The organism is Agromyces sp. GL_144 (genome assembly GCF_057834305.1).
Genome location: NZ_CM174399.1, coordinates 1,027,802 through 1,047,084, shown reverse-complemented (window position 1 = coordinate 1,047,084; position 19,283 = coordinate 1,027,802). Strand labels below are relative to the sequence as shown.

General features: G+C 72.2%; 16 protein-coding genes. 7 read left to right on the top strand and 9 right to left on the bottom strand.

Going from position 1 to position 19,283, the window contains the following annotated elements:
- Window positions 1-26: 26 nt before the first annotated feature.
- Entirely contained in the window at window positions 27-1,796 is a 1,770-nt protein-coding gene (locus AC3IPY_RS04705; RefSeq protein ID WP_489187031.1) for an ABC transporter ATP-binding protein, read from the bottom strand.
- Between the two features lie 45 nt (window positions 1,797-1,841).
- Here AC3IPY_RS04705 and AC3IPY_RS04700 point away from each other — a divergent pair, with 45 nt between their 5' ends.
- Together AC3IPY_RS04700 and AC3IPY_RS04695 are read left to right on the top strand one after the other, a co-directional pair.
- Window positions 1,842-3,218, top strand: coding sequence for a GNAT family N-acetyltransferase (locus AC3IPY_RS04700; RefSeq protein ID WP_489187030.1), 1,377 nt, complete (start codon window positions 1,842-1,844; stop codon window positions 3,216-3,218).
- 183 nt (window positions 3,219-3,401) lie between these two features.
- Entirely contained in the window at window positions 3,402-4,967 is a 1,566-nt protein-coding gene (locus AC3IPY_RS04695) for a peroxidase family protein (protein WP_489187029.1), read from the top strand.
- A 76-nt stretch (window positions 4,968-5,043) separates the two neighbouring features.
- Here AC3IPY_RS04695 and AC3IPY_RS04690 read toward each other — a convergent pair whose 3' ends face one another.
- Together AC3IPY_RS04690 and AC3IPY_RS04685 are read right to left on the bottom strand one after the other, a co-directional pair.
- Window positions 5,044-6,804 carry a SulP family inorganic anion transporter gene (locus AC3IPY_RS04690; protein ID WP_489187027.1) on the bottom strand — a complete coding sequence of 587 codons (1,761 nt, stop codon included), beginning with the start codon at window positions 6,802-6,804 and terminating at the stop codon, window positions 5,044-5,046.
- Window positions 6,794-7,921, bottom strand: coding sequence for an AI-2E family transporter (locus AC3IPY_RS04685; RefSeq protein WP_489187026.1), 1,128 nt, complete (start codon window positions 7,919-7,921; stop codon window positions 6,794-6,796). The genes AC3IPY_RS04690 and AC3IPY_RS04685 overlap by 11 nt, the downstream gene beginning before the upstream one ends.
- A 249-nt stretch (window positions 7,922-8,170) precedes the next feature.
- On the opposite strand from AC3IPY_RS04685, the gene AC3IPY_RS04680 reads away from it, so the two are divergent.
- Window positions 8,171-9,610: an MDR family MFS transporter gene (locus AC3IPY_RS04680; protein WP_489187025.1), complete on the top strand. Its 1,440-nt coding sequence runs from the start codon at window positions 8,171-8,173 to the stop codon at window positions 9,608-9,610.
- A 14-nt stretch (window positions 9,611-9,624) separates the two neighbouring features.
- Here the strand turns inward: AC3IPY_RS04680 and AC3IPY_RS04675 are convergent, their stop codons facing one another.
- From AC3IPY_RS04675 to AC3IPY_RS04665, 3 genes are all read right to left on the bottom strand, one after another.
- Entirely contained in the window at window positions 9,625-11,115 is a 1,491-nt protein-coding gene (locus AC3IPY_RS04675) for a lipase maturation factor family protein (RefSeq protein WP_489187024.1), read from the bottom strand.
- 94 nt (window positions 11,116-11,209) lie between these two features.
- Entirely contained in the window at window positions 11,210-12,667 is a 1,458-nt protein-coding gene (locus tag AC3IPY_RS04670) for a phytoene desaturase family protein (RefSeq protein WP_489187023.1), read from the bottom strand.
- A 30-nt stretch (window positions 12,668-12,697) separates the two neighbouring features.
- A complete protein-coding gene (locus AC3IPY_RS04665; RefSeq protein WP_489187022.1) occupies window positions 12,698-13,420 on the bottom strand; it encodes an NUDIX domain-containing protein in 723 nt (240 codons plus the stop codon).
- Between the two features lie 93 nt (window positions 13,421-13,513).
- On the opposite strand from AC3IPY_RS04665, the gene AC3IPY_RS04660 reads away from it, so the two are divergent.
- Window positions 13,514-14,383 (top strand): MBL fold metallo-hydrolase, encoded by an 870-nt coding sequence (locus AC3IPY_RS04660; RefSeq protein WP_489187020.1) that lies wholly within the window; start codon window positions 13,514-13,516, stop codon window positions 14,381-14,383.
- Between the two features lie 83 nt (window positions 14,384-14,466).
- Here the strand turns inward: AC3IPY_RS04660 and AC3IPY_RS04655 are convergent, their stop codons facing one another.
- Entirely contained in the window at window positions 14,467-14,769 is a 303-nt protein-coding gene (locus tag AC3IPY_RS04655) for a DUF1540 domain-containing protein (protein WP_489187018.1), read from the bottom strand.
- Between the two features lie 454 nt (window positions 14,770-15,223).
- Between AC3IPY_RS04655 and AC3IPY_RS04650 the strand changes: the two genes are divergently transcribed.
- Both AC3IPY_RS04650 and AC3IPY_RS04645 read left to right on the top strand, forming a co-directional pair.
- Window positions 15,224-16,309 (top strand): trans-sulfuration enzyme family protein, encoded by a 1,086-nt coding sequence (locus AC3IPY_RS04650; protein ID WP_489187017.1) that lies wholly within the window; start codon window positions 15,224-15,226, stop codon window positions 16,307-16,309.
- An 83-nt stretch (window positions 16,310-16,392) separates the two neighbouring features.
- Window positions 16,393-16,731: a YybH family protein gene (locus AC3IPY_RS04645; RefSeq protein WP_489187015.1), complete on the top strand. Its 339-nt coding sequence runs from the start codon at window positions 16,393-16,395 to the stop codon at window positions 16,729-16,731.
- Window positions 16,732-16,858: 127 nt separating this feature from the next.
- On the opposite strand, the gene AC3IPY_RS04640 is transcribed toward AC3IPY_RS04645, so the two are convergent.
- Window positions 16,859-17,764: an alpha/beta fold hydrolase gene (locus tag AC3IPY_RS04640; protein WP_489187014.1), complete on the bottom strand. Its 906-nt coding sequence runs from the start codon at window positions 17,762-17,764 to the stop codon at window positions 16,859-16,861.
- Window positions 17,765-17,822: 58 nt separating this feature from the next.
- On the opposite strand from AC3IPY_RS04640, the gene AC3IPY_RS04635 reads away from it, so the two are divergent.
- Window positions 17,823-18,635 (top strand): EI24 domain-containing protein, encoded by an 813-nt coding sequence (locus AC3IPY_RS04635; protein ID WP_489187012.1) that lies wholly within the window; start codon window positions 17,823-17,825, stop codon window positions 18,633-18,635.
- Here AC3IPY_RS04635 and AC3IPY_RS04630 read toward each other — a convergent pair.
- Complete coding sequence (locus AC3IPY_RS04630) at window positions 18,611-19,192, bottom strand: class I SAM-dependent methyltransferase (RefSeq protein ID WP_489187010.1); 582 nt, start codon at window positions 19,190-19,192, stop codon at window positions 18,611-18,613. The genes AC3IPY_RS04635 and AC3IPY_RS04630 overlap by 25 nt on opposite strands.
- Window positions 19,193-19,283 lie beyond the last annotated feature (91 nt).

Sequence of the window (19,283 nt, the reverse complement as noted above, 5' to 3'; positions counted from 1 at the left end):
GATCGAGGCGTTCGGGGGGGCGATCACTACGCCGACTGGACCCGGTGCAGCTCGGCGTAGCGCCCGCCGGCGGCGAGCAGCTGGGCATGCGACCCGATCTCGACGATGCGCCCGTGCTCGAGCACGACGATGCGGTCGGCCGAACGGATCGTCGAGAGCCGGTGCGCGACCACGAGGGTCGTCCGCCCGCGCATGAGGTGCTCGAGCGCGACCTTGATCTTCGCCTCGGACTCGGGGTCGAGCGCGCTCGTGGCCTCGTCGAGCAGCAGCACGCGCGGGTCGCGCACGAGCGCCCGGGCGATCGAGAGGCGTTGCCGTTGGCCGCCCGAGAGGCGTGCTCCGCGCTCGCCGACCACGGTGCTCCACCCGTCGGGCTGGGCCTCGACGATCTCGAGCGCGTTCGCGTCTCGGAGGGCGGCGAGCACCCGGGCGTCGTCGACCTCGCCGAGACCGTAGACGATGTTCTCGCGGATGCTCCCCTCGAAGAGCACGGACTCCTGCGGCACGACCGAAACGAAGCTGCGGAAGGTGCGCAGGTCGAGTTCCTCCATGTCGGCGCCGTCGAGGAGCACGCGCCCGCTCGTGGGCCGCAGGAACCCCAGCACGAGGTTGAGCAGCGTCGACTTGCCAGATCCGGACGAGCCCACGAAGGCGACGGTCTCCCCCGCGCGGATGTCGAGGGTCACGTCGTCGAGGGCCGCACCCGGCCCGTCGTCGTAGCGGTAGCCGACGCGCTCGAGGCTCAGGTCGCCGCGCACCTCGGTGACGTGGCGCTTGCCCTCGTTGCGTTCGAGGTCGGGGTCCTGCATGACCTCGCCGATGGAGCGGATCGATTCCGTGCCGCGCGCGATGATCGGCAGCAGCATGAGCAGGTTCGTCGCGGCACCCGTGAGCAGCGCGAAATACGAGCTCAGCAGCACGACCTGGCCCGGCGTGATCGGGATGAGTCCGGTGATCGAGATCCAGGCGGCGAGCACGAGGCATCCGACGCCCAGGAGCTGCAGGCTCACCCACGAGAGCGAGGCGAAGCGGCCGTTCAGCAGGTCGAGCTGGAAGCCCGCCACGCGCACGCCCTCCGCGCCGTGCGCGACCCGATCGACGGCGGTCTGCTCGAGCCCATGGGCGCGCGTGATCGGCAGGAGCGTGGCCATCTCGCCGACGCGCGCCGAGAACTGCTCGACCTCACGTCGGAACGTGGCGTTGCGCGTGGCGCTGCGGCGGTTGAGCACGGCTCGCAGCATCACCGCGAGAGGGATCGCGAGCGCGTACACGGGCAGGAACGCGGGCACATTGATCGCCGTCATGACGACGGCGCCGACGAGCACCATGGTCGCCGAGAGCAGCGGATGCGCCGTCTGCTGGAGCATGACCTCGATGTTCTCGACGTCGCGCACGACCTTGGTCTGCACGACGGCCGAGTTGGCCCGCGAGTGGAACCCGATCGACAGGGCCTGCAGCCGGGCCGCGAGCGCATTGCGCAACTCGGCGCCGATGGCCCGAACGGCCCCCATGTACAAGCGGGTGTACTGCACGTGGTTCGGGTAGTTCTGCGCGAGCGCGACGACGGCGACGGCCGCCCAGACCATGAGCGTCGACAGCGGTCCGCCCGCCACGACGACGTCGATGATGGCAGCCGTGATGACGGGCAGCAGCCAGAGCGGGGTGTCCTTCACGCTGAAGAAGGCGACTGCACCGAGCACCCGACCGCGATGCAGGCCGAGCAGCCGGAACACGGATCGCGACGGATGTCTCCCGTCGATCGCGTGCTCGATTCGGGAAAGCGCTTGCCCACTCATGGGTCCATTCTGCCCCGGATGTGCGCCCATGGGTACGCTGGGGAGATGTTCGATCCGCACAGCGTTCAGGCCGATCCCACCGCGGTGAACGCGCTCGCCGGACGCGGACTCGACTATCGCGCACTCGACCCGGCGGACGAAGCGGCGCTGCAGGCCTGGGTGCAGGCCGAGACCCGCGGGTTCCACCATGCGCGCCCCGAAGCGGCCGAGCTGCGACGCTCGCTGCAGATCGCGCGCCAGCGCAACGTCCGCGGCGTCTACGACCCCACGGCGCACGACCCGCAGGTGCCGGTCGCGACGGTCGACGGCTGGCCGTCGGGCCTCAGCGTGCCGGGCGGCCGCAGCGTCGACGCGTGGGCCGTGAGCGCCGTCACCGTCTCGCCCACGCATCGCCGTCGCGGCATCGCCCGGGCGCTGCTCGAGGCCCAACTCCGCTACGCGAAGGCCGCCGGCGCCTCGCTCGCCATGCTCACGGTCACCGAGGCGACCATCTACGGTCGCTACGGCTTCGGCCCCGCGGCATCCGCTGCGACCGTGCACGTCGACCGGCGGCGCGTGCACTGGACCGGCCCCGAGGCGCCCGGCCGCGTGCAGTTCGTGGAGCCCGCCGACCTCATCGGCAAGGCCCCGGCCGTCGCCCGCCGCGCCGTCGCCCGCACCCCGGGCGAGATCGATCGCTGGCCGGGGCTGCTCGAGCGCCACCTCGGGCTCGTCGACCCGAACAGCGCCGACGCCCGCGCGATCCGCTTGGCGCGCTACGACGACGCGTCGGGGCAGGCGCAGGGCTTCGTCGCGTTCCGCGTGGTGCGGGCGCCCGATGAGCCCGGCGCCGTCGAATGCGACCTCTTCGTCGCCGCGACCGACGACGCCGAGCGCGCGCTCTGGCGCTTCCTCGTCGAGCAGGACTTCGTGACCGAGATCCGCGTGCGCCTGCGCAGCGTCGACGAACCGCTGCCGTGGCTCCTCGAGGACCCGCGCGCGGTGAGCCTGCACGACGTATCCGACCACCTCTGGCTGCGCGTGCTCGACCCGGTCGCGGCCCTCACAGCCCGCGGCTACAGCGCGGCAGGCACGCTCACCCTCGAGATCGCCGACCCGCTCGGGCACGCCGACGGCACGTTCGTGCTCGACGTCTCGGGCGACGGCCGCGCCGAGGTGCGCAGGGCCGACGACGCACGCCGGGCCGATGAGGCGACGGATGCCGCGAGCAGCCACCCCCGCTCCGGTCGTCGTTCGCGCGTGCAGGCCGCGCATGGCCTGCGGCTCGACGCCCGCGAGCTCGCGTCGATCTACCTGGGCGGCACGCGCCCGTCGGTGCTCGCCCGCGCCGGACGCATCGCCGAGCTCGCTCCGGGCTCGCTCGCCCTCGCCGACCGGCTCTTCCACGCGCCGCGAACCCCGCACCTCAGCATCTGGTTCTGAGGCCCGGCGGGCTCGCCCGACGAACGCAACGCCGACCCCGCGGCATCCGCTCTCCGCTCGTCAGGGTCAGCACTGATGAGCATTGCTCATCTCGAACGTACGCTCGCGGTGTTCACCCGGAGCCGCTGCGACGACCTGCCGCGCCGTCGCAGCACTCCGGCGCCACCCCGAAGGACGAGAGCCATGCCACACGCCAGAGCGCACTCGATCGTGCACCAGGAAGTCCCGCACTCCCGCAGTCATGAGGGGCGCTTCGGGCGACTCTTCGGCCGAGGGTTCACCACGTGGTCGCCGCCCGGAACGACCGAGGCCGACCAGCTCCAGGCGATCAGCGATTTCGCCGTCGACGAGATGTTCACGGAGGACACCCCGCCCGACAGCGCGACGCCCGTGGGCTACACGTACTTCGGCCAGTTCATCGACCACGACATCACCTTCGACCCGCAGTCGAGCCTGACCAGGCACAACGACCCCGACGGGCTGCAGAACTTCCGCTCGCCGCGGTTCGACCTCGACAGTCTCTACGGCCGGGGCCCCGACGACCAGCCCTACCTCTACGACCATGCCGAGGTGCTGCACGACGGCTTCAGCGGATTCCTCAAGACCGGGTTCGGCGCCAACCCGTCGGGCATCGAGCCCGACCTGCAGCGCAACGCCGACGGCGTCGCGATGATCGGCGACCCCCGCAACGACGAGAACATCATCGTGTCGCAGCTCCAGCTCGCGTTCGCGCGTGCGCACAACGCCACGCTGCGCAAGCTCGCGGCGGCGTCGGATGCCACGACGAAGTCGGGTCGGGAGCAGTTCCTCGAGGCCCAGCGCATCACGGTCTGGTTCTACCAGTACCTGGTCTGGAACGATTTCGTGTCGCGGATCGTCGACCCCGAGGTGTTCGCCAGGGCCATCGCGTTCGACGAGGATGCCGGGGACGGCGACGGCCCCTTCTACACCGTGACCTACGGGCTCAAGGACGTCTACGACTGGAGCGAGAACCCGTTCATGCCGGTCGAGTTCTCGGCGGCGGCCTACCGCTTCGGGCACTCCATGATCCGCGGCGGGTACCAGATCAACTTCCCGCTGCAGGGCGGCGTCGGCGCGCAATTCGGCAAGCCCATCTTCGCGTCGCCGGGCACGACCCGACCGGCCGTCCCGGTGCCGGGCCCGGCAGACCTGCGCGGGGGATCGAAGCTGCCGGCCAAGCACACCCTGCAGTGGGACTGGTACTTCGATTTCGCGTCATCCGTGAAGCCGATCTTCCCGCAGATGGCCCACAAGATCGACACGCACCTCAGCAGGTCGGTGTTCGACATCCCCGGCGGCCCGAACCCGAACCCGTTGGCCGTGCTGAACATCCGTCGGGGCTGGAAGATGGAACTGCCGCCCGCCACGGAGATCGCGCATGCCCTGCACATCCGGCCGCTCGAGGGCCTGCAGCCCCTGGAGGAGTCGTTGTGGGTCTACATCCTCAAGGAGGCGAGCGTGCAGCACGACGGCGAGCGACTCGGCGCCGTCGGCTCCACGATCGTCGCCGCCGTGTTCTCGGGGCTGCTGCGCGGTGACGCCTTCTCGTACCTGAACCGCAGACCGCACTGGACCCCGGCGCAGGAGCTCGTCGACGGGCAGCCGCTCTTCGTCAAGGCCTCGGACGAGCGCGACGATCACGACCCCGAGAAGTGGGAGATCGTCGACCTGATCCGCGCATCGGGCCTGCCCGAGGCGGTGCCCGACATGGCGGCGTTCGTCGACTGACCGCTCGGCGCCGGCCCGGCGCCATCCGCTCGCCGTGTTCCTGCGGGAGATCGCCGCGTTCCTGCGGGAGTACCGATCAGCCGCGATCGGGGTCGGCCCGCACCCAGCTGCGCGCGTCGTGCACGGCGTCGCGCACGCCGGCGCCGATCCACTCGTTGCCGCGCACGATGCCGCCCTCGCCGAGCTCGGCCGCGAGTCCGGCGAGCTCGAGCTGCTTCATGACCCGGTCGCTCGAGACGACGAGCACGAGACGCGAGCCCCGCTGTTCGAGGTCGCGTCCGTACCGCTTCAGCACGTCGATCGCGGCGAAGCCGAGCTGGTCGATGCCGCGCAGGCGCAGCACGACGACCGCGCGTCGCGTGCGCTCGTCGACCGTGGGCAGCTGCGACTCGAAGCGGGGTGCGCTCGCAAAGAAGAGGCTGCCGTAGGGCTGGAGCACGACGACGCGGTTCGAGCCGATGTGGTCGACGGGCGCGACCTCGCGCATGCGTCCGTCCTCGACGAGCTCGAGCTGGCGCACGCGCACCGAGTTCGACTGGTCGGCGACGAAGAGCACGATGCCGAGCGCGACGCCCACGAGCACCGCGAACTGCAGCGGGATCACGAGCGTGAGCACGAACGTGACCGCCATGATCGTGAGCGGGAACGCCCCGGAGCGTGCAACCGAGTAGACCTGCGCCGGCTTGATCGTGCCGAACCCGACGACGATGAGCAGCGCCGCGAGCGCGGGCATCGCGACGAAGCCGACGAGCCCTGAGAACAGCAGGATGGTCACCGCCATCACCGCGCCCGCGATGAAGAGCGAGAGCCGGGTCTTCGCACCGCCCGCGACGGCGAGCGCCGATGCCGACATCGAGCCGCCGACGGGCATGCCCTGGAAGACGCCCGCCACGAGGTTGCCCGCCCCCTGGCCGAGGAAGTCCCGTGAGGCCGGGACCGGCCGGCCGTCGGGATTCGGGAAGGCGGCCGAGACCGCCGCGCCCTGCACGAGCCCGACGAACGCGAGCGACAGCGCGGGCACGAGCAGGAACACCACGTCGTCGAGCACCGGCAGCACCGGCCCCGGCAGGCCCCTCGGCACGTCGACCATCTGCTGGATCGTCATCACCGAGGCCCCGAACCAGCCGTTCAACGCCGCGGCGAGCGCAGACCCGAGCACGATCGCGACGACGAGGCCGAGCGAGCGCAGACGGGTGCGCTGCAGCCAGAGGATGAGGCCGACGGTGACGAGTCCGACGACCGTCGTCGGCAGGTCGACGCGCCAGAGGTGGGCGACCAGGTCGAGCGTGCGCACGATGCGGTTGCCGCCCTCGGCGTCGTAGCCGGTGAAGTTCGACAGCTGGCCGAGGATGATGTTGACGCCGACGGCGGTGATGAACCCGGTCATGACGGCGGTGGGCACGAATCGCAGCAGGCGCCCGGCGCGCAGCAGCCCCGCGATGAGCATCATCACGCCGGTCAGGATCGCGAGCGTGTAGAGCGCCCGGTCGGGGTCGGGCCGGGTGTCGAGCCCGCTGTCCGAGACGACGAGCGACATCGCGCCCGTCGCCTGCACGGCCAGGAACGCACTGCCCGTGGCGAAGGCCGCCCCGACCATGCCGAAGAGGTAGCCGTACAGGCCCGCGAGCGGGTTGACGCCGGCGAGCAGCCCCGATGCGAGCCCGTCGGGCACGCTCTCGAGACCGAGCACGAGGCCCGACGAGACATCCGACTTCAGCGTGCGGCGGTCGAAGAGCCCTCGCGCGCGCCGCACCCCGTCTGAGAGCGAACTCCGCACGCCCGACCAGAGGTTGCCGACGCGCCCCCGTGAGGGCGAGTCGCCCTCGTCAGTGGGCATCCTGCCTGGGGAAGATGACCTTCTCGACGATGATGATGAGCGAGGCCGCCACCGGGATCGCCACGAGCGCGCCGAGCACGCCGCCGAGGGTGCCGCCGGCGACCGCGGCGATGACGACGAGCGCACCGGGAACGGCCACCGCCCGGTTCATGATGCGCGGGCTCAGCACGTATGCCTCGACCTGCATGTAGACGACGTAGTAGATCGCCGCGACGAGCGCGGTGAGCGGCGAGGCCGCGAGGCAGACCAGCGAGATGATGATCGCGCCGCTCAGGGTTCCGACGAGCGGCACGAGCGAGAGCAGGAAGGCGATGAACGCCAGCAGGATCGGGGCGGGCGCACCGATGATCGACAGGAAGATCAGGCTCAGCACGCCGTTGATCGCACCGAGCGAGAACTGGCCGATCACGTACCGGCCGACCGATCCCGTGATCTCCTCGGTCACCTCGCGGTAGCTGCCGCGCGAGCTGGCGGGCACGAACCGCACCGAGTAGCGCTTCATCGAGTCGAGCGAGGCGAGGAAGTAGAGGGTGAGGATCAGCACGATCGTCGCGCCGGTGAAGCCGCCCGCGATGCCGACCCCGACCGCGAGGATGCCGCCGCCGAGGGCGCCGAGGTTCGCGGGGTCGGCGAGCCAGTCGCCGGCCGAGGCGATGGCGTCGTCGATCGCGTGATCGCCGCCGCCGAGCGCGTTCAGCCAGGCCACGAAGTCGCTGTGCAGCACGTTGTCGCGGATCTCGTCCCAGTTCTTGACGATGAACTGGGTCTGCTCGACGATGATCGGCACGATCGCGGCGATGAGGCCGACGAAGATGCCGATGACCCCCGCGAACACGATGAGGATCGCCGCCCATCTCGGCAGCTTCCGCCGCTGCAGCCAACTGACGACCGGGTCGAGGCCGAGGGCGAGGAACAGCGCGAGCGCGACGTAGAGCAGCACGGTGCCGAGCTCTGCGAGGATTCCGCCGAGCAGGAGCGCGAGCAGCACCCCGAGCGCACCGATGAAGCCGATGCGGAACGAGCGGATCTTCACCTCGGGCGCGTGCGAGGCGCTGTCGGTCGTGATCTGGGTGGCCGGCGGCGCCTGGGGCGCCACTCGCTTCGTTCGGATCGGCATGATCCGAACGTAGCCCGCGGCTGCGCCGGGCGCATCTGCTTGACCCGGCGAGTTCGATCCGCTATTCGCCCAGAGCTTTTCTCAGGAGTTTTCGGCCGGATGCCCGGAATCGGGCGAAATCCTCCTGAGAACAGCCCTGTTTCCGGAGGTGGCTCCTGAGAAAAGCGATTGACGGCGCGGAATGAATCCGGCGCGAGCGCGTTGGCCTTCTGTGTGCGCGCTCGAACGCGCCCGCACGCGAGGGGGAACGTGACCGAGACCGCTGCCGTCGGATTCCGCTCTGAGCGCGGGCCCGTGCTCGTCGCCGTGATGCTGGCCACGGGCCTCATCGCGATCGACTCCACGATCCTCGCGACGGCGGTGCCGTCGATCGTGGCCGACCTGGGCGGCTTCACGCAGTTCCCGTGGCTGTTCTCGATCTACCTGCTCGCGCAGGCCGTGTCGGTGCCGGTGTACTCCAAGCTCGCAGACACCGTGGGCCGCAAGCCCATCATGCTCATCGGCATCGGCCTGTTCCTCGTGGGCTCCGTGCTCTGCGGATTCGCATGGGACATGACCTCGCTCATCGTGTTCCGTGCCGTGCAGGGCCTCGGCGCCGGCGCCGTGCTGCCCGTGTCGATCACGATCACGGGCGACATCTACACGGTGCGCGAGCGGGCGCGGGTGCAGGGCTACATCGCGAGCGTCTGGGCGGTCTCCTCGGTCGTCGGCCCGACGCTCGGCGGGCTCTTCGCCGAGTTCGCGTCGTGGCGCTGGATCTTCTTCGTCAACATCCCGCTGTGCCTGATCGCCGCCTGGATGCTGATCCGCGGCTACCACGAGTCCGTCGCCCGCGAGAAGCACCGCATCGACTTCGCGGGCGCGACGGCGCTGACGATCGCGTCGACCCTGATCATTCTCGCGGTGCTCGAGGGCGGCCAGGCGTGGGCCTGGCTCTCGTGGCAGTCGATCGGCGCCTTCGCCGTCGGCGCGCTGCTCCTCGTCGCGTTCGTGTTCATCGAGCGCCGGGCGGCCGAGCCGGTGCTGCCGCTGTGGGTGTTCTCGCGCCGGCTCATCGTGACGACCTCGCTCATCTCGCTCGGCGTCGGGGCCGTGCTCATCGGGCTGACCTCGTACGTTCCGACCTTCCTCGAGGCGACCGCAGGCGCGAGCCCGCTCATCTCGGGTCTCGCGGTCGCGGCGCTGACGCTCGGCTGGCCCATCGCGGCGAGCCAGTCGGGGCGGCTGTTCCTGCGCATCGGCTTCCGGCGCACGGCGCTCATCGGCCTCGCGGTCGCGGTGCTCGGCTCGGCGGCGCTCGTCGCGGCCTCGCTCGAGCCGAACGTCTGGACCACCGCGATCGCCTGCTTCATCGTCGGCCTCGGCCTGGGCCTCGTGGCCTCGCCCACCCTCATCGCCGCGCAGTCGTCGGTGCCGTGGTCCGAGCGCGGCGTCGTCACGGGCGCCAACATGTTCCTGCGCTCCATGGGCAGCGCGGTCGGCGTCGCGATCTTCGGCGCGGTCGCCAACGGCGTCATCGCCCGGTCGGGGCTCGGCGACCACTCCCCCGTCGCGATCCACGCCGCGTCGACGGCCGTCTTCGTCGCGGTGCTCGTGGCCGCGGTCGTCACGATCGCGGGCGGCATCGCGATGCCGAGGGCGCATGTCGACGACATCGAGCACCGCCCCGCTGAGGCCGCACAGGCCTGACCCGGGCCGGCGAGTCAGCCCCGCAGCGACGTCGGCGCCATGACCTCGCCCTCGAGCGTGCGCACCCAGCGCACCCGCGACTCGCGATGCTCCCGGTGCGTCGCGAACCGGTAGTGGTACGCCCTCACGCGCACCCGCGCCGGAGGCGCCCCGCCGAACGGATCGCGGGCGAGCAGGCGCAGCGTCGCGGCATCCGCCTGCAGCAGTCGCAGCAGGAACACCTCGAACCACGGCTCCCACATGCGCCCGAGCGGCAGGAACCACATGAGCCAGTCGAGCCGCAGGTGGTAGGGCGCCCACTGCCGCGGCACCGCGCGCACGTCGCCGGGCTTGCCCTTGAACGCGTACTCGCGCCAGTCCTCGTCGAGCTCGACCCCGCCCGGCCCACCCGGCGAGGGCGCCAGAGTGCCCTCGACGACGATCTCGATGCGACGCTTGGTCACCGTGCCGAACGCGCCGTAGGCGTTCACGAGCATCCACCGGTTGAAGCTCGCGTTCATGAGCTGACGGCGCGACACGAGGTTGCGCAGCGGCCACCAGCTGAGCACGAGCAGCAGGGCGGATGCCGCGAGCACGACGATGATCCACCAGAGAGGGCTCGTCGTGGCATCCGTCCCTGACGCGCCCGGCGCGAGCGACGCCGGGATCGCCGGCATGACCGCATGCCACACCGAGTCGGGGATCGCCGCCGCAGCCAGCACCACCGTGATCGCGTTGAGCCACGCGAAGTTGCCCGTGACGATGAGCCAGAGCTGCGTGAGGACGACCACGGCGGCCGCGATCGCGCCGACCGGCACGGGGCCGATCCATGGCACGAACAGCAGGAACGGCACGACGAGCTGAGCGACGTGGTTGCCGAGCACCTCGGCGCGGTGGAACCACGGCGGCAGCAGATGCGCCTGCCGGCTGAGCGGGCCCGGCATCGGCTGCGTCTCGTGGTGGTACATGAGCGCGGTGAGGTCGCGCCACTCGCGCCCGCCGCGGATCTTGATCGTGCCCGCGCCGAACTCGAGGCGGAACACGAGCCACCACACCGCGATGAGCACGAGCAGCGGCGGCGGCACCTGCTGCGACCCGAGGAACGCGACGGTGAAGAGCGCCTCGCAGAGCAGCATCTCCCAGCCGAAGCCGTAGAAGGTCTGCCCGACGTTCACGATCGACAGGTAGCTCACCCAGAGCGCGACGAAGACGAGCAGCGGCACCCAGGGCGGACCCAGCTGCGGCAGGCCGAGCACGACGGATGCCGCGAGCACGGCCCCCGTCGTCGCGACGGCCACGAGGCGACGATCGGTGTACCCCCAGCGGAACACGCTCGGACCGCGCAGCCGCCCGCCGGTCGCGCGCAGCAGTTCGGGCACGGGCAGCAGGCCGTGCTCGCCGAGCAGTGGCCGGAACTGGTTCAGCGTCGAGACGAACGCCACCAGCGCGAGCACGGCGACCCCGCGCTGCAGCACCTCGCGGGCGATCTCGTAGTCGTGCGCATCGAACCAGCCGAACCAGTCCACGCCCTCACGCTACGCCCGCACGCCTTCCGCCGGTCGAGGAGGCGCGCCAGCGCCGTATCGAGACCACGCGGCGCCAGGGTCTCGATACGCTCCGCTACTCGACCGACCGCACCCCGAACCGCTCGCGCAGCGCGAGCCTGGCCGCGAACCAGCCGTTCATGCCGTGCACGGCCGGCCCGGGCGGCGTCGCGCTCGAGCAGAGGTAGACGCCTGGCAACGGGGTGCGCCACGGCGCCGGCGAGACCACGGGCCGCTTCACGAGCTGCGCGAGCGTCATCTCGCCCGCGTAGATGTCGCCGCCGAGGTAGTTGGCGTTGCGCGCCGCCATGTCGGTCGCCGTGCTCGACGCCGACGCGAGCACGAGGTCGCGGAACCCCGGTGCGAACCGCTCGACCTCGGCCGTGACGAGCTCGGTCGCGTCGAACGTCGAACCGGCGGGAACATGCGTGTACGCCCAGAGCACGTGCTTGCCCGCCGGCGCGCGGGTCGGGTCGAGCACGCTCGGCTGGGTCGCGAGCACGTACGGATGCCGCGGCGCGGCGCCGACCCCGGGTTGGCGTCCGCCGTGCACGGCGTTCTCGGCGGCCGCGATCTCGGCGCGCGTGCCGCCGAGGTGCACGGTCGGCGCCCGCCCGACGAGCGGATTCGCCCATGGCACCGGCCCGTCGAGGGCGAAGTCGACCTTCGCGACGCCCGAACCGTACCGGTACCGCTGCAGCGCGCGCCGGTATCGGGGCGGCAGGCCGGCCTCGCCGAGCAGCAGCTCGGGGTTGGTGTCGAGCAGCACCACGCGCGAGTCGCGCACCTCGGAGAGGCGCTGCACCGCGGCATCCGTCACGATCTCGACGCCCCGCTCGCGCAGCTCGTCGAGCATCGCATCGGCGATGGCCTGCGAGCCGCCGCGCGGGAACCCCCAGCCGACGCCGTGCCCGTGCATCGCGAGCAGCAGCCCGGCGCCGGCGGACGCGAGCGAGGGCATCCGTCCGGCCGCATGGGCGACGACGCCCGTCAGCAGCGCCTCGGCGATCTCGCCGGGGAGGCCGCCGGGGAAGCGGGCGTTCCAGAGCGCGGGCAACCCCTGTTCGAGCGCACGCAGGCCGAAGCGCACGGCGGCCACAGGGTCGCGGGGCACGCGCAGCAGCTGCGAGCCGGTGAACGCCACGACGCCGCGCTCGCGGGCGAGCAGCGGCGCGACGAGCCGGCGCCAGGCGGGCCCCGCAGCACCCAGTTCGTCGACCGTGCGGTCGAGGTCGCGCCAGGCGATGCCCGCCCGGCCACCGTCGAGCGGATGCGCGTACGACGCCTCGGGCACGAGCCAGTCGACCTGCTCGAGCAGCCCGAGCCGCCGGAACACCGGCGAGGCGAGCGCGGCCGGATGCACCGCGGAGCCGACGTCGTGCCGGAACCCCGGCAGGGTGAGCTCGGCCGTGCGCACGCCCCCGCCGAGCGTCGAGGCGGCCTCGAGCACGCGCACCGAGAGTCCGGCTCGCGCCGCGACGACCGCGGCGACGAGCCCGTTCGGCCCGCTGCCGACGACGGTGACGTCGGTCATCGGGTCACCGCCTGCACGCCGATCGCCGCATCAGAACGTGTTCATGTAGATCCACGGCAGCCGGTCCATCATGAGCCGGTGCCGGTTGCCCTGCGCGTCCGGCGCGTCATCGGGCACGGCATGCGATTGCGCATGCTCGGCGTCGGCGTCGAACGCCTCGTCCTCCTGCCAGAGGACGGCCGTGCGGTCGTCGTTGTAGCGCGAGATGTAGGGGCGGATCTCGCCCCCGCGCAGCTCGGCGAGCGCCTCGTCGACGGATGCCGCGTGCGTGAGTCCGTGCACCGTCACCCAGGTCGGCGGCCAGAGCGTCATGCCGCCGGTCGCGTGCCGTTCGAGCACGTCGATCGGGCGGATCCACTGCACGGCGACGAGCTCGTCGGGCGCGAGCACGAGCTCGCCCTCCGGCACGCGCGCCGCGAAGAACCAGGTGCGCAGGCGCTTGGGCGATCCGGGCGGCGGCGTCCAGTGCGAGAACGGCACCAGGTCTTCGGCGGCCAGCTCGAGGCCGACCTCCTCGAACGTCTCGCGCACGGCGGCGCGCCGCGCGGCGACCTCTGCGTCGAGGCTTCCGCCCGCGGCATCCGCTGCATCGACCGCCCCGCCGGGGAACACCCACGCGTCGGCGAAGGAACCGCGGTGCGGGCGTTCGGCGAGGAGCACCTCGACGCCGCGTTCGCCGTCGCGGAGGAGCACCACGGTCGCGGCGAACCCGTCGACCGTGTCGTCCATGAGGGCATCGAGCTCGGCGGACATGCCTTCCACAGTAGAGCGGTCGGCCCCGAACCGCACCCGGCTGCCGTCTCGCGGCGAGCCCGGGCGCCACTGCGGAGTCGTACACTTCGGAGCATGAGCGATCGGCTTCGGCATCCCCTGCGCGCCTCGACTCCCCCGGTGGCCGTCTCGCGGTTCGCGACCTGCGTGCTCGCCCCGAATCCGGGGCCGATGACCCTCGAGGGCACGAACTCGTACGTGCTGCGCGCACCCGGCGCCGCGGGCGTCGTCGTCGTGGACCCGGGCCCGCTCGACGAGGCGCACCTCGAACGCCTGGCGGGCTTCGGCACCGTCGAGCTCGTGCTGCTCACCCACAACCACGGCGACCATCGCGACGGCCTCGCGCGCTTCGCCGAGCTGGCCTCCGCCCCGGTGCGCGCGATCGACCCCGTGTACTGCGTCGACGCGAAGCCGCTCGTCGACGGCGAGCGCATCGAGGCTGCGGGCGTCGTGATCGACGTGCTGGCGACGCCGGGCCACACGGCCGACTCGGTCTGCTTCTCGCTGCCCGACGACAGCCCGCACGGGTCGGTGCTCACGGGCGACACGATCCTCGGCCGCGGCACGAGCATCATCGCCGACCCCGACGGCGCGCTCGGCCCCTACCTCGACTCGCTCGAACACCTGCGCACACTCGGCCGCGCGGGCGACCGCCCCGGCAACCGCACCGGCGGCCATGCCGTTCGCGCGCACGTCGCGGTGCTCCCCGGCCACGGGCCGGTGCTGCAGGACCTCGGCGACATCTGCGACGAGTACCTCGCCCACCGCGCCGAACGGCTCGACCAGGTGCGTGCCGTGCTGCGCCGCCTCGACGCCGATCCGGCCGACCCGGCGACCGTCGCCCGCGTCGTCGACACGGTCTACGCCGAGACCGATGCCGCGGTGCGGCCGGCCGCCGAGGCCTCGGTGCGGGCACAGCTCGCCTACCTGCGCGAGCACGGCTGAGCGCACTCGGTCGCTCGCCCGCTGCACGTCACGAAGCCCGACGCGTCTGCGCCGGGCCCCGGAGTTCGGTGGTGTTCGAGCCGCTACTCGGTCGCGTAGGTGAGGCAGTCGGCGCTGTCGGCGCCGGCCCCGATGCGAACGGATGCCGCGGTGCATTCGAGCGAGTCGTTGTGCACGCACTCCGACCGCTGGCAAGCGCCCACGTGCGTGACGACCTTGTCGAGGCCGCCGCGCGTGCCGAGCGGGATGAACGTGGCGCACTCCGCGTCGCCGACGGCGCCCGCGATCGTGACGGCCGCGGCGTGGCAATGCGAGTGGTCGTTGTAGGAACAGCCGGCCACCGAACACTCGGAGACGGCGGGCAGTTCGTCGAGGGTCATGCTCATCGGGACCTCCACGGTGACTCGGATGCGTACCGCGATGGTACGCCCGAGCCTGCGGTGCCCGCCATGCATGGGGCCCGCTTTTCCCCAGATCAGTGCCAGTTTTCTTCTTAGGAGAGCCTCACCTGACCGCCTCGGTCGCGGGCGATTCGCGGATGTCTCGTGCGCGGCGGGGTCGACCCGTCGGCGCGCTCGCGACAGAATGGGACGCACACACGTCGAAGGGGAACGCAATGTCGATCGAAACCGTGATCTGGTCCGTCTTCGCGCTCATCGCCACCGTCGGGGGCATCGGCCTCGTGGCGGCCCTCCTCGCACTCATCAAGGCGCCGAAGAACTGAGTCGGGCGCGCACGCGACGGTCGGTCGCGGCGTCGGGCGCGCCCCGCCGTGCGGGTTACGCTGGCTGAGCCCGTGCGTGCGGCACGAGGCATCCGCTCGCTTCCTGGAGGTTCTTCGTGCCCGATTCGACGACGGCTGCGCCGGTGCTGCACCCCGAGACGCGTCTGATCATCGCCGGCAGGCCGCCGCACGTGCCCGACCAGCCCATGAACGTGCCGGTGCACCTCACGTCGACCTACGTCGCGGGCGGCGACCTCGAGTACGCCCGCTACGGCAACCCGTCGTGGACGGCCTTCGAAGACGCGCTCGGCGGGCTCGAGGGCGGCCGGTGCACCTCGTTCGCGTCGGGCATGGCCGCGATCACCGCGGTGCTCGACCTCGTGCCGGAGGGCGGCACGGTCGTCGCGCCCCGGCACTCGTACACGGGCACCGTCGCGCAGCTCGACCAGCTCGCGGCGAAGGGCCGCCTGCGGGTCGTCTACGTCGACATCAGCGACACCGCTGCCGTCGCTTCGGCGCTCGAGGGCGCGTCGCTCGTGTGGATCGAGTCGCCCACGAACCCGGCGCTCGAGCTGGCCGAGATCCCGGCGCTCGTCGCCGCCGCGCACGAGCACGGCGCACTCGTCGCCGTCGACAACACGTTCGCGACGCCGCTGCTGCAGCGCCCGCTCGAGTCGGGCGCCGACCTCGTCGTGCACTCGGCGACCAAGTACATCTCGGGCCACAGCGACGTGCTCATGGGCGCCGTCATCGCGGCGACCGACGAGCTGGCCGAGAAGGTGCTCGCGTACCGGTCGCTGTTCGGTGCGATCCCGGGCCCCTTCGAGGCCTACCTGGCCCTGCGCGGCCTGCGCACCCTGCCCGTGCGGCTCGAACGCGCGCAGGCCACCGCGAAGGAGCTCGCCTCGCGACTGGCCGGCCACCCCGCGCTCGAGGAGGTGCGCTACCCCGGATTCGGTGCGATCATCTCGATCGTCGTGCGCGGCGGCAAGGAGCCCGCCGACCTGCTCGTGCAGCGCACCGCGCTCTGGGTGCACGCCACGAGCCTCGGCGGCGTGGAGTCCACCTTCGAGCGCCGCCGCCGCTGGCAGCTCGAGCAGCCGACGATCCCCGACGGTCTCGTGCGGCTCTCGGTCGGCCTCGAGCACGTCGACGACCTGTACCGCGACCTCGTGGGCGCCCTCGACTCGCTCGGGGCCTGACCGCCGGCCCTCGCGAACTCCCCCTCTCGCGGAATCGGCCGCCGGCCCGCAGACTGGGAGGCGACCGATCCAAGGGGGACGACATGACCGACCTGCAGGTTCCCGTGGCGCTGCGCGCCTTCATCGAGAGCACGAACCGCGGTGACACCGCGGCGTTCCTCGACGGCTTCACCGACGACGCGACGCTCGACGACTGGGGCCGCGTGTTCCACGGCCGCGACGGCATCGCCTCGTGGAACGAGACCGACAACATCGGCAAGCGATCGCATTTCGAGGTCGTGGGCATCGAGCCGACCGACGACCCCGACACCGTCATCGCGAACCTCGAGGTCACCGGCGACGGCTACAACGGCACCGGGCCGATCACCTTCACCTCGGCGGGCGACAAGCTGCGCCGCGTGGTCATCGCGCCCACCCACTGACCCGCGGTGCGGGGCACGTCCGGGCTCGGCACCGCCCGCGCGCGACCGACGCGGTCTCGTGGACGCAACCACCGCGTCAGCCCGCCCGCCACCTCGGCCTGCCCGCAACGTCGGCCCGCGCGCCGCGTCAGCGCTCGAGCAGCCAGTCCATCGCGTCGGGCACGACGTCGAGCACCGAGACGTGGCCGTCGTCGAGGCGCATCCAGAGGGTCGCGTCGGGCAGATGCGCGAGCAACCACGAGGCGTGCGTGCGCGGTACCACGCGATCGCCCTCGCCCTGCACGATGAGCACGGGCGCAGCGACCTCGGCGAGGTCGAACCCCCACGGGTTCACGAAGGCGACGTCGTCGTCGATGAGGCCGTCGTCGCCGAACTCCGCCGACTTCGCGACATCCGCTCCCAAGTCCGACCAGCCCCCGTCGAGCGCGGCGAAGTCGACGGCCAGGAACTGCTCGGGGTCGAACTCCGCGGTCCCCGCGTAGCGTGCGCGGCCGGCGCGGCCGCCCTCGAGCGCGGACCGCAGGCCGCCCGGCGAGCGCATGCCGGCGAACCAGTCGAAGCGGTCGGTGCACGGGGCGAGGCCGGCGAGCGTCACGACGCCGGTCACACGCTCCGGATGCCGCGCCGCGACCGCCAGCGCATGCGGGCCGCCGCCCGACGCGCCCATCGAGTCGAACCGGTCGACGCCGAACGCATCGGCGACGGCGATCGCGTCATCGCCGGCCGAGGCCACATCGCGCCCGGGTCGCGCGGTCGACCCGCCGTACGACGGGCGCCCGTACGAGATCACGCGGATGCCTCGACGCGTCGCCGCGGCCACCACGGGCTCGAGCGGGGCACCCGTCTGCGGCGAACCGTGATGCCACATGAGCACGCGGCCGGTCGAGGCATCCGCCGTCGAGGCATCGGGCGAGGCATCCGTCGTCGACGCAGCCGTCGTCGACGCAGCCGCGGCCCCGTCGGGAACCCCCGTGTCGTAGGCGCGCAGCACGCGGCCGTCGGGCAGGGGAACGTCGAGGGCGATGGTCGGCATGGCGTCTCCTCGGTCGGTTCGACAATGGCCCGGGAGCACCAGCCTAGGCTGAGCAGCGATGATCGAACGGTTCCTCCTCGGGGTGCGCATGCTGCTGCGCGGCTTCGGTTTCTGGCGACGGCAGCCGGGCGCGATGCTGCTCGGCCTCGTGCCCGCCGCGATCGTGTGGGTCGTCGTGCTCATCGGGCTCGTGGCGCTCGGCGTCAGCCTGCCGAGCATCACCGTGTGGGCGACGCCGTTCGCCGCCGGCTGGGTCGAGCCGTGGGCGACGATTGTGCGCACGGCCGTCGGCGCCGTCATGCTCGGCGGGGCGATCGTGCTCGCCGCGGTCACGTTCACGGGGCTCACGCTCATGGTCGGCGATCCGTTCTACGAGCGCATCTGGCGCGCGGTCGAGGCCGACCTCGGCGGCGAGCCGACCGGCGACGGCATCGGGTTCTGGCGCTCGGCGCGCGACGCACTGGGCTTCATCGGGCTCGGCGTGCTCGTCTCGATCGGGGTCGCGCTCAGCGGACTCGTGCCGCTCATCGGCGGCGTGCTCGCGCCCGTGCTCGGCGTCGTGCTCTCGGGGCGGCTGCTCGCCTGGGAGCTCACGGGTCGCGCCTTCGAGTCGCGGGGCATCGGGGCCGAGGAGCGCGCCGCACTGCTCCGCGGGCACCGCACCCGCCTGCTCGGGTTCGGCGTCGCGACCCAGCTCTGCTTCATGGTGCCGCTCGGAGCGATCTTCACGATGCCCGCGGCCGTCGCCGGGGCGACCATGCTCGCGCGCGGCGTGCTCGACGACGTCGCGGCGCGCGCGGCGCAGGCACCCGCGGCATCGACCGCGCGGCCGACCCGATCCGGCGATCAGCCCGGCGCGACCCCCTCGTAGAGCAGCACCGGGACCGCCCCGAACGGCAGCGACCGCACGCGGAGCCGACGTGCGTCGACGCCCGTGAACCCGGCGGCCTCGAGCACGGGCTGCGGATCGCGGTTCCAGTGGCAGCCGTGGTCGAGCCAGGTCGAAAGGGGCGTCGCGACGTCTTGGATCACGCGCTTGAGCGTGCCGCGCGGCGCAGCGACGTGGTCGACGAAGACGACGCGCCCGCCTGGCACGAGCACGCGGCGCACCTCGGCGAGCGCGGCTGCGACGTCGTGCACGGAGCAGAGCACGTAGGTTCCGACGACGGCGTCGACCGAGGCATCGGGCAGCGGGATGTGCTCGGCCGTCGCGTCGAGCGGAGTCGACGCATGCCGCCATTCGCGGGCGCGGGTGGCCAGCTCGGCACGGCGGCCGGCGTCGGGCTCGAGTCCCGTCCATGCGACATCGGGATCGAACGCGCCGAAGTTCTCGCCGTCACCGGCGCCGATCTCGAGCACACGGCCCCGCACGCGGCCGATGAGCTCGCGTTCGAGGTCGTCGAGGTCGTCGTTCGTGATCAGGTCCACGCCCGGCCACGATACCCGGCGGCACCGACGGCGTCAGCCCCGCGGCATCCGCAGCTCAGCCCCGTCGGCCCCGCGGCATCCGCGGACCAGC

What these genes read in the sequence shown, in the direction of transcription:
- AC3IPY_RS04705 (WP_489187031.1), bottom strand. Translation starts at nt 1,796, where the DNA reads ATGAGTGGGCAAGCGCTTTCCCGAATCGAGCACGCGATCGACGGGAGA.
- AC3IPY_RS04700 (WP_489187030.1), top strand. Translation starts at nt 1,842, where the DNA reads ATGTTCGATCCGCACAGCGTTCAGGCCGATCCCACCGCGGTGAACGCG.
- AC3IPY_RS04695 (WP_489187029.1), top strand. Translation starts at nt 3,402, where the DNA reads ATGCCACACGCCAGAGCGCACTCGATCGTGCACCAGGAAGTCCCGCAC.
- AC3IPY_RS04690 (WP_489187027.1), bottom strand. Translation starts at nt 6,804, where the DNA reads ATGCCCACTGACGAGGGCGACTCGCCCTCACGGGGGCGCGTCGGCAAC.
- AC3IPY_RS04685 (WP_489187026.1), bottom strand. Translation starts at nt 7,921, where the DNA reads ATGCCGATCCGAACGAAGCGAGTGGCGCCCCAGGCGCCGCCGGCCACC.
- AC3IPY_RS04670 (WP_489187023.1), bottom strand. Translation starts at nt 12,667, where the DNA reads ATGACCGACGTCACCGTCGTCGGCAGCGGGCCGAACGGGCTCGTCGCC.
- AC3IPY_RS04665 (WP_489187022.1), bottom strand. Translation starts at nt 13,420, where the DNA reads ATGTCCGCCGAGCTCGATGCCCTCATGGACGACACGGTCGACGGGTTC.
- AC3IPY_RS04660 (WP_489187020.1), top strand. Translation starts at nt 13,514, where the DNA reads ATGAGCGATCGGCTTCGGCATCCCCTGCGCGCCTCGACTCCCCCGGTG.
- AC3IPY_RS04655 (WP_489187018.1), bottom strand. Translation starts at nt 14,769, where the DNA reads ATGAGCATGACCCTCGACGAACTGCCCGCCGTCTCCGAGTGTTCGGTG.
- AC3IPY_RS04645 (WP_489187015.1), top strand. Translation starts at nt 16,393, where the DNA reads ATGACCGACCTGCAGGTTCCCGTGGCGCTGCGCGCCTTCATCGAGAGC.
- AC3IPY_RS04640 (WP_489187014.1), bottom strand. Translation starts at nt 17,764, where the DNA reads ATGCCGACCATCGCCCTCGACGTTCCCCTGCCCGACGGCCGCGTGCTG.
- AC3IPY_RS04635 (WP_489187012.1), top strand. Translation starts at nt 17,823, where the DNA reads ATGATCGAACGGTTCCTCCTCGGGGTGCGCATGCTGCTGCGCGGCTTC.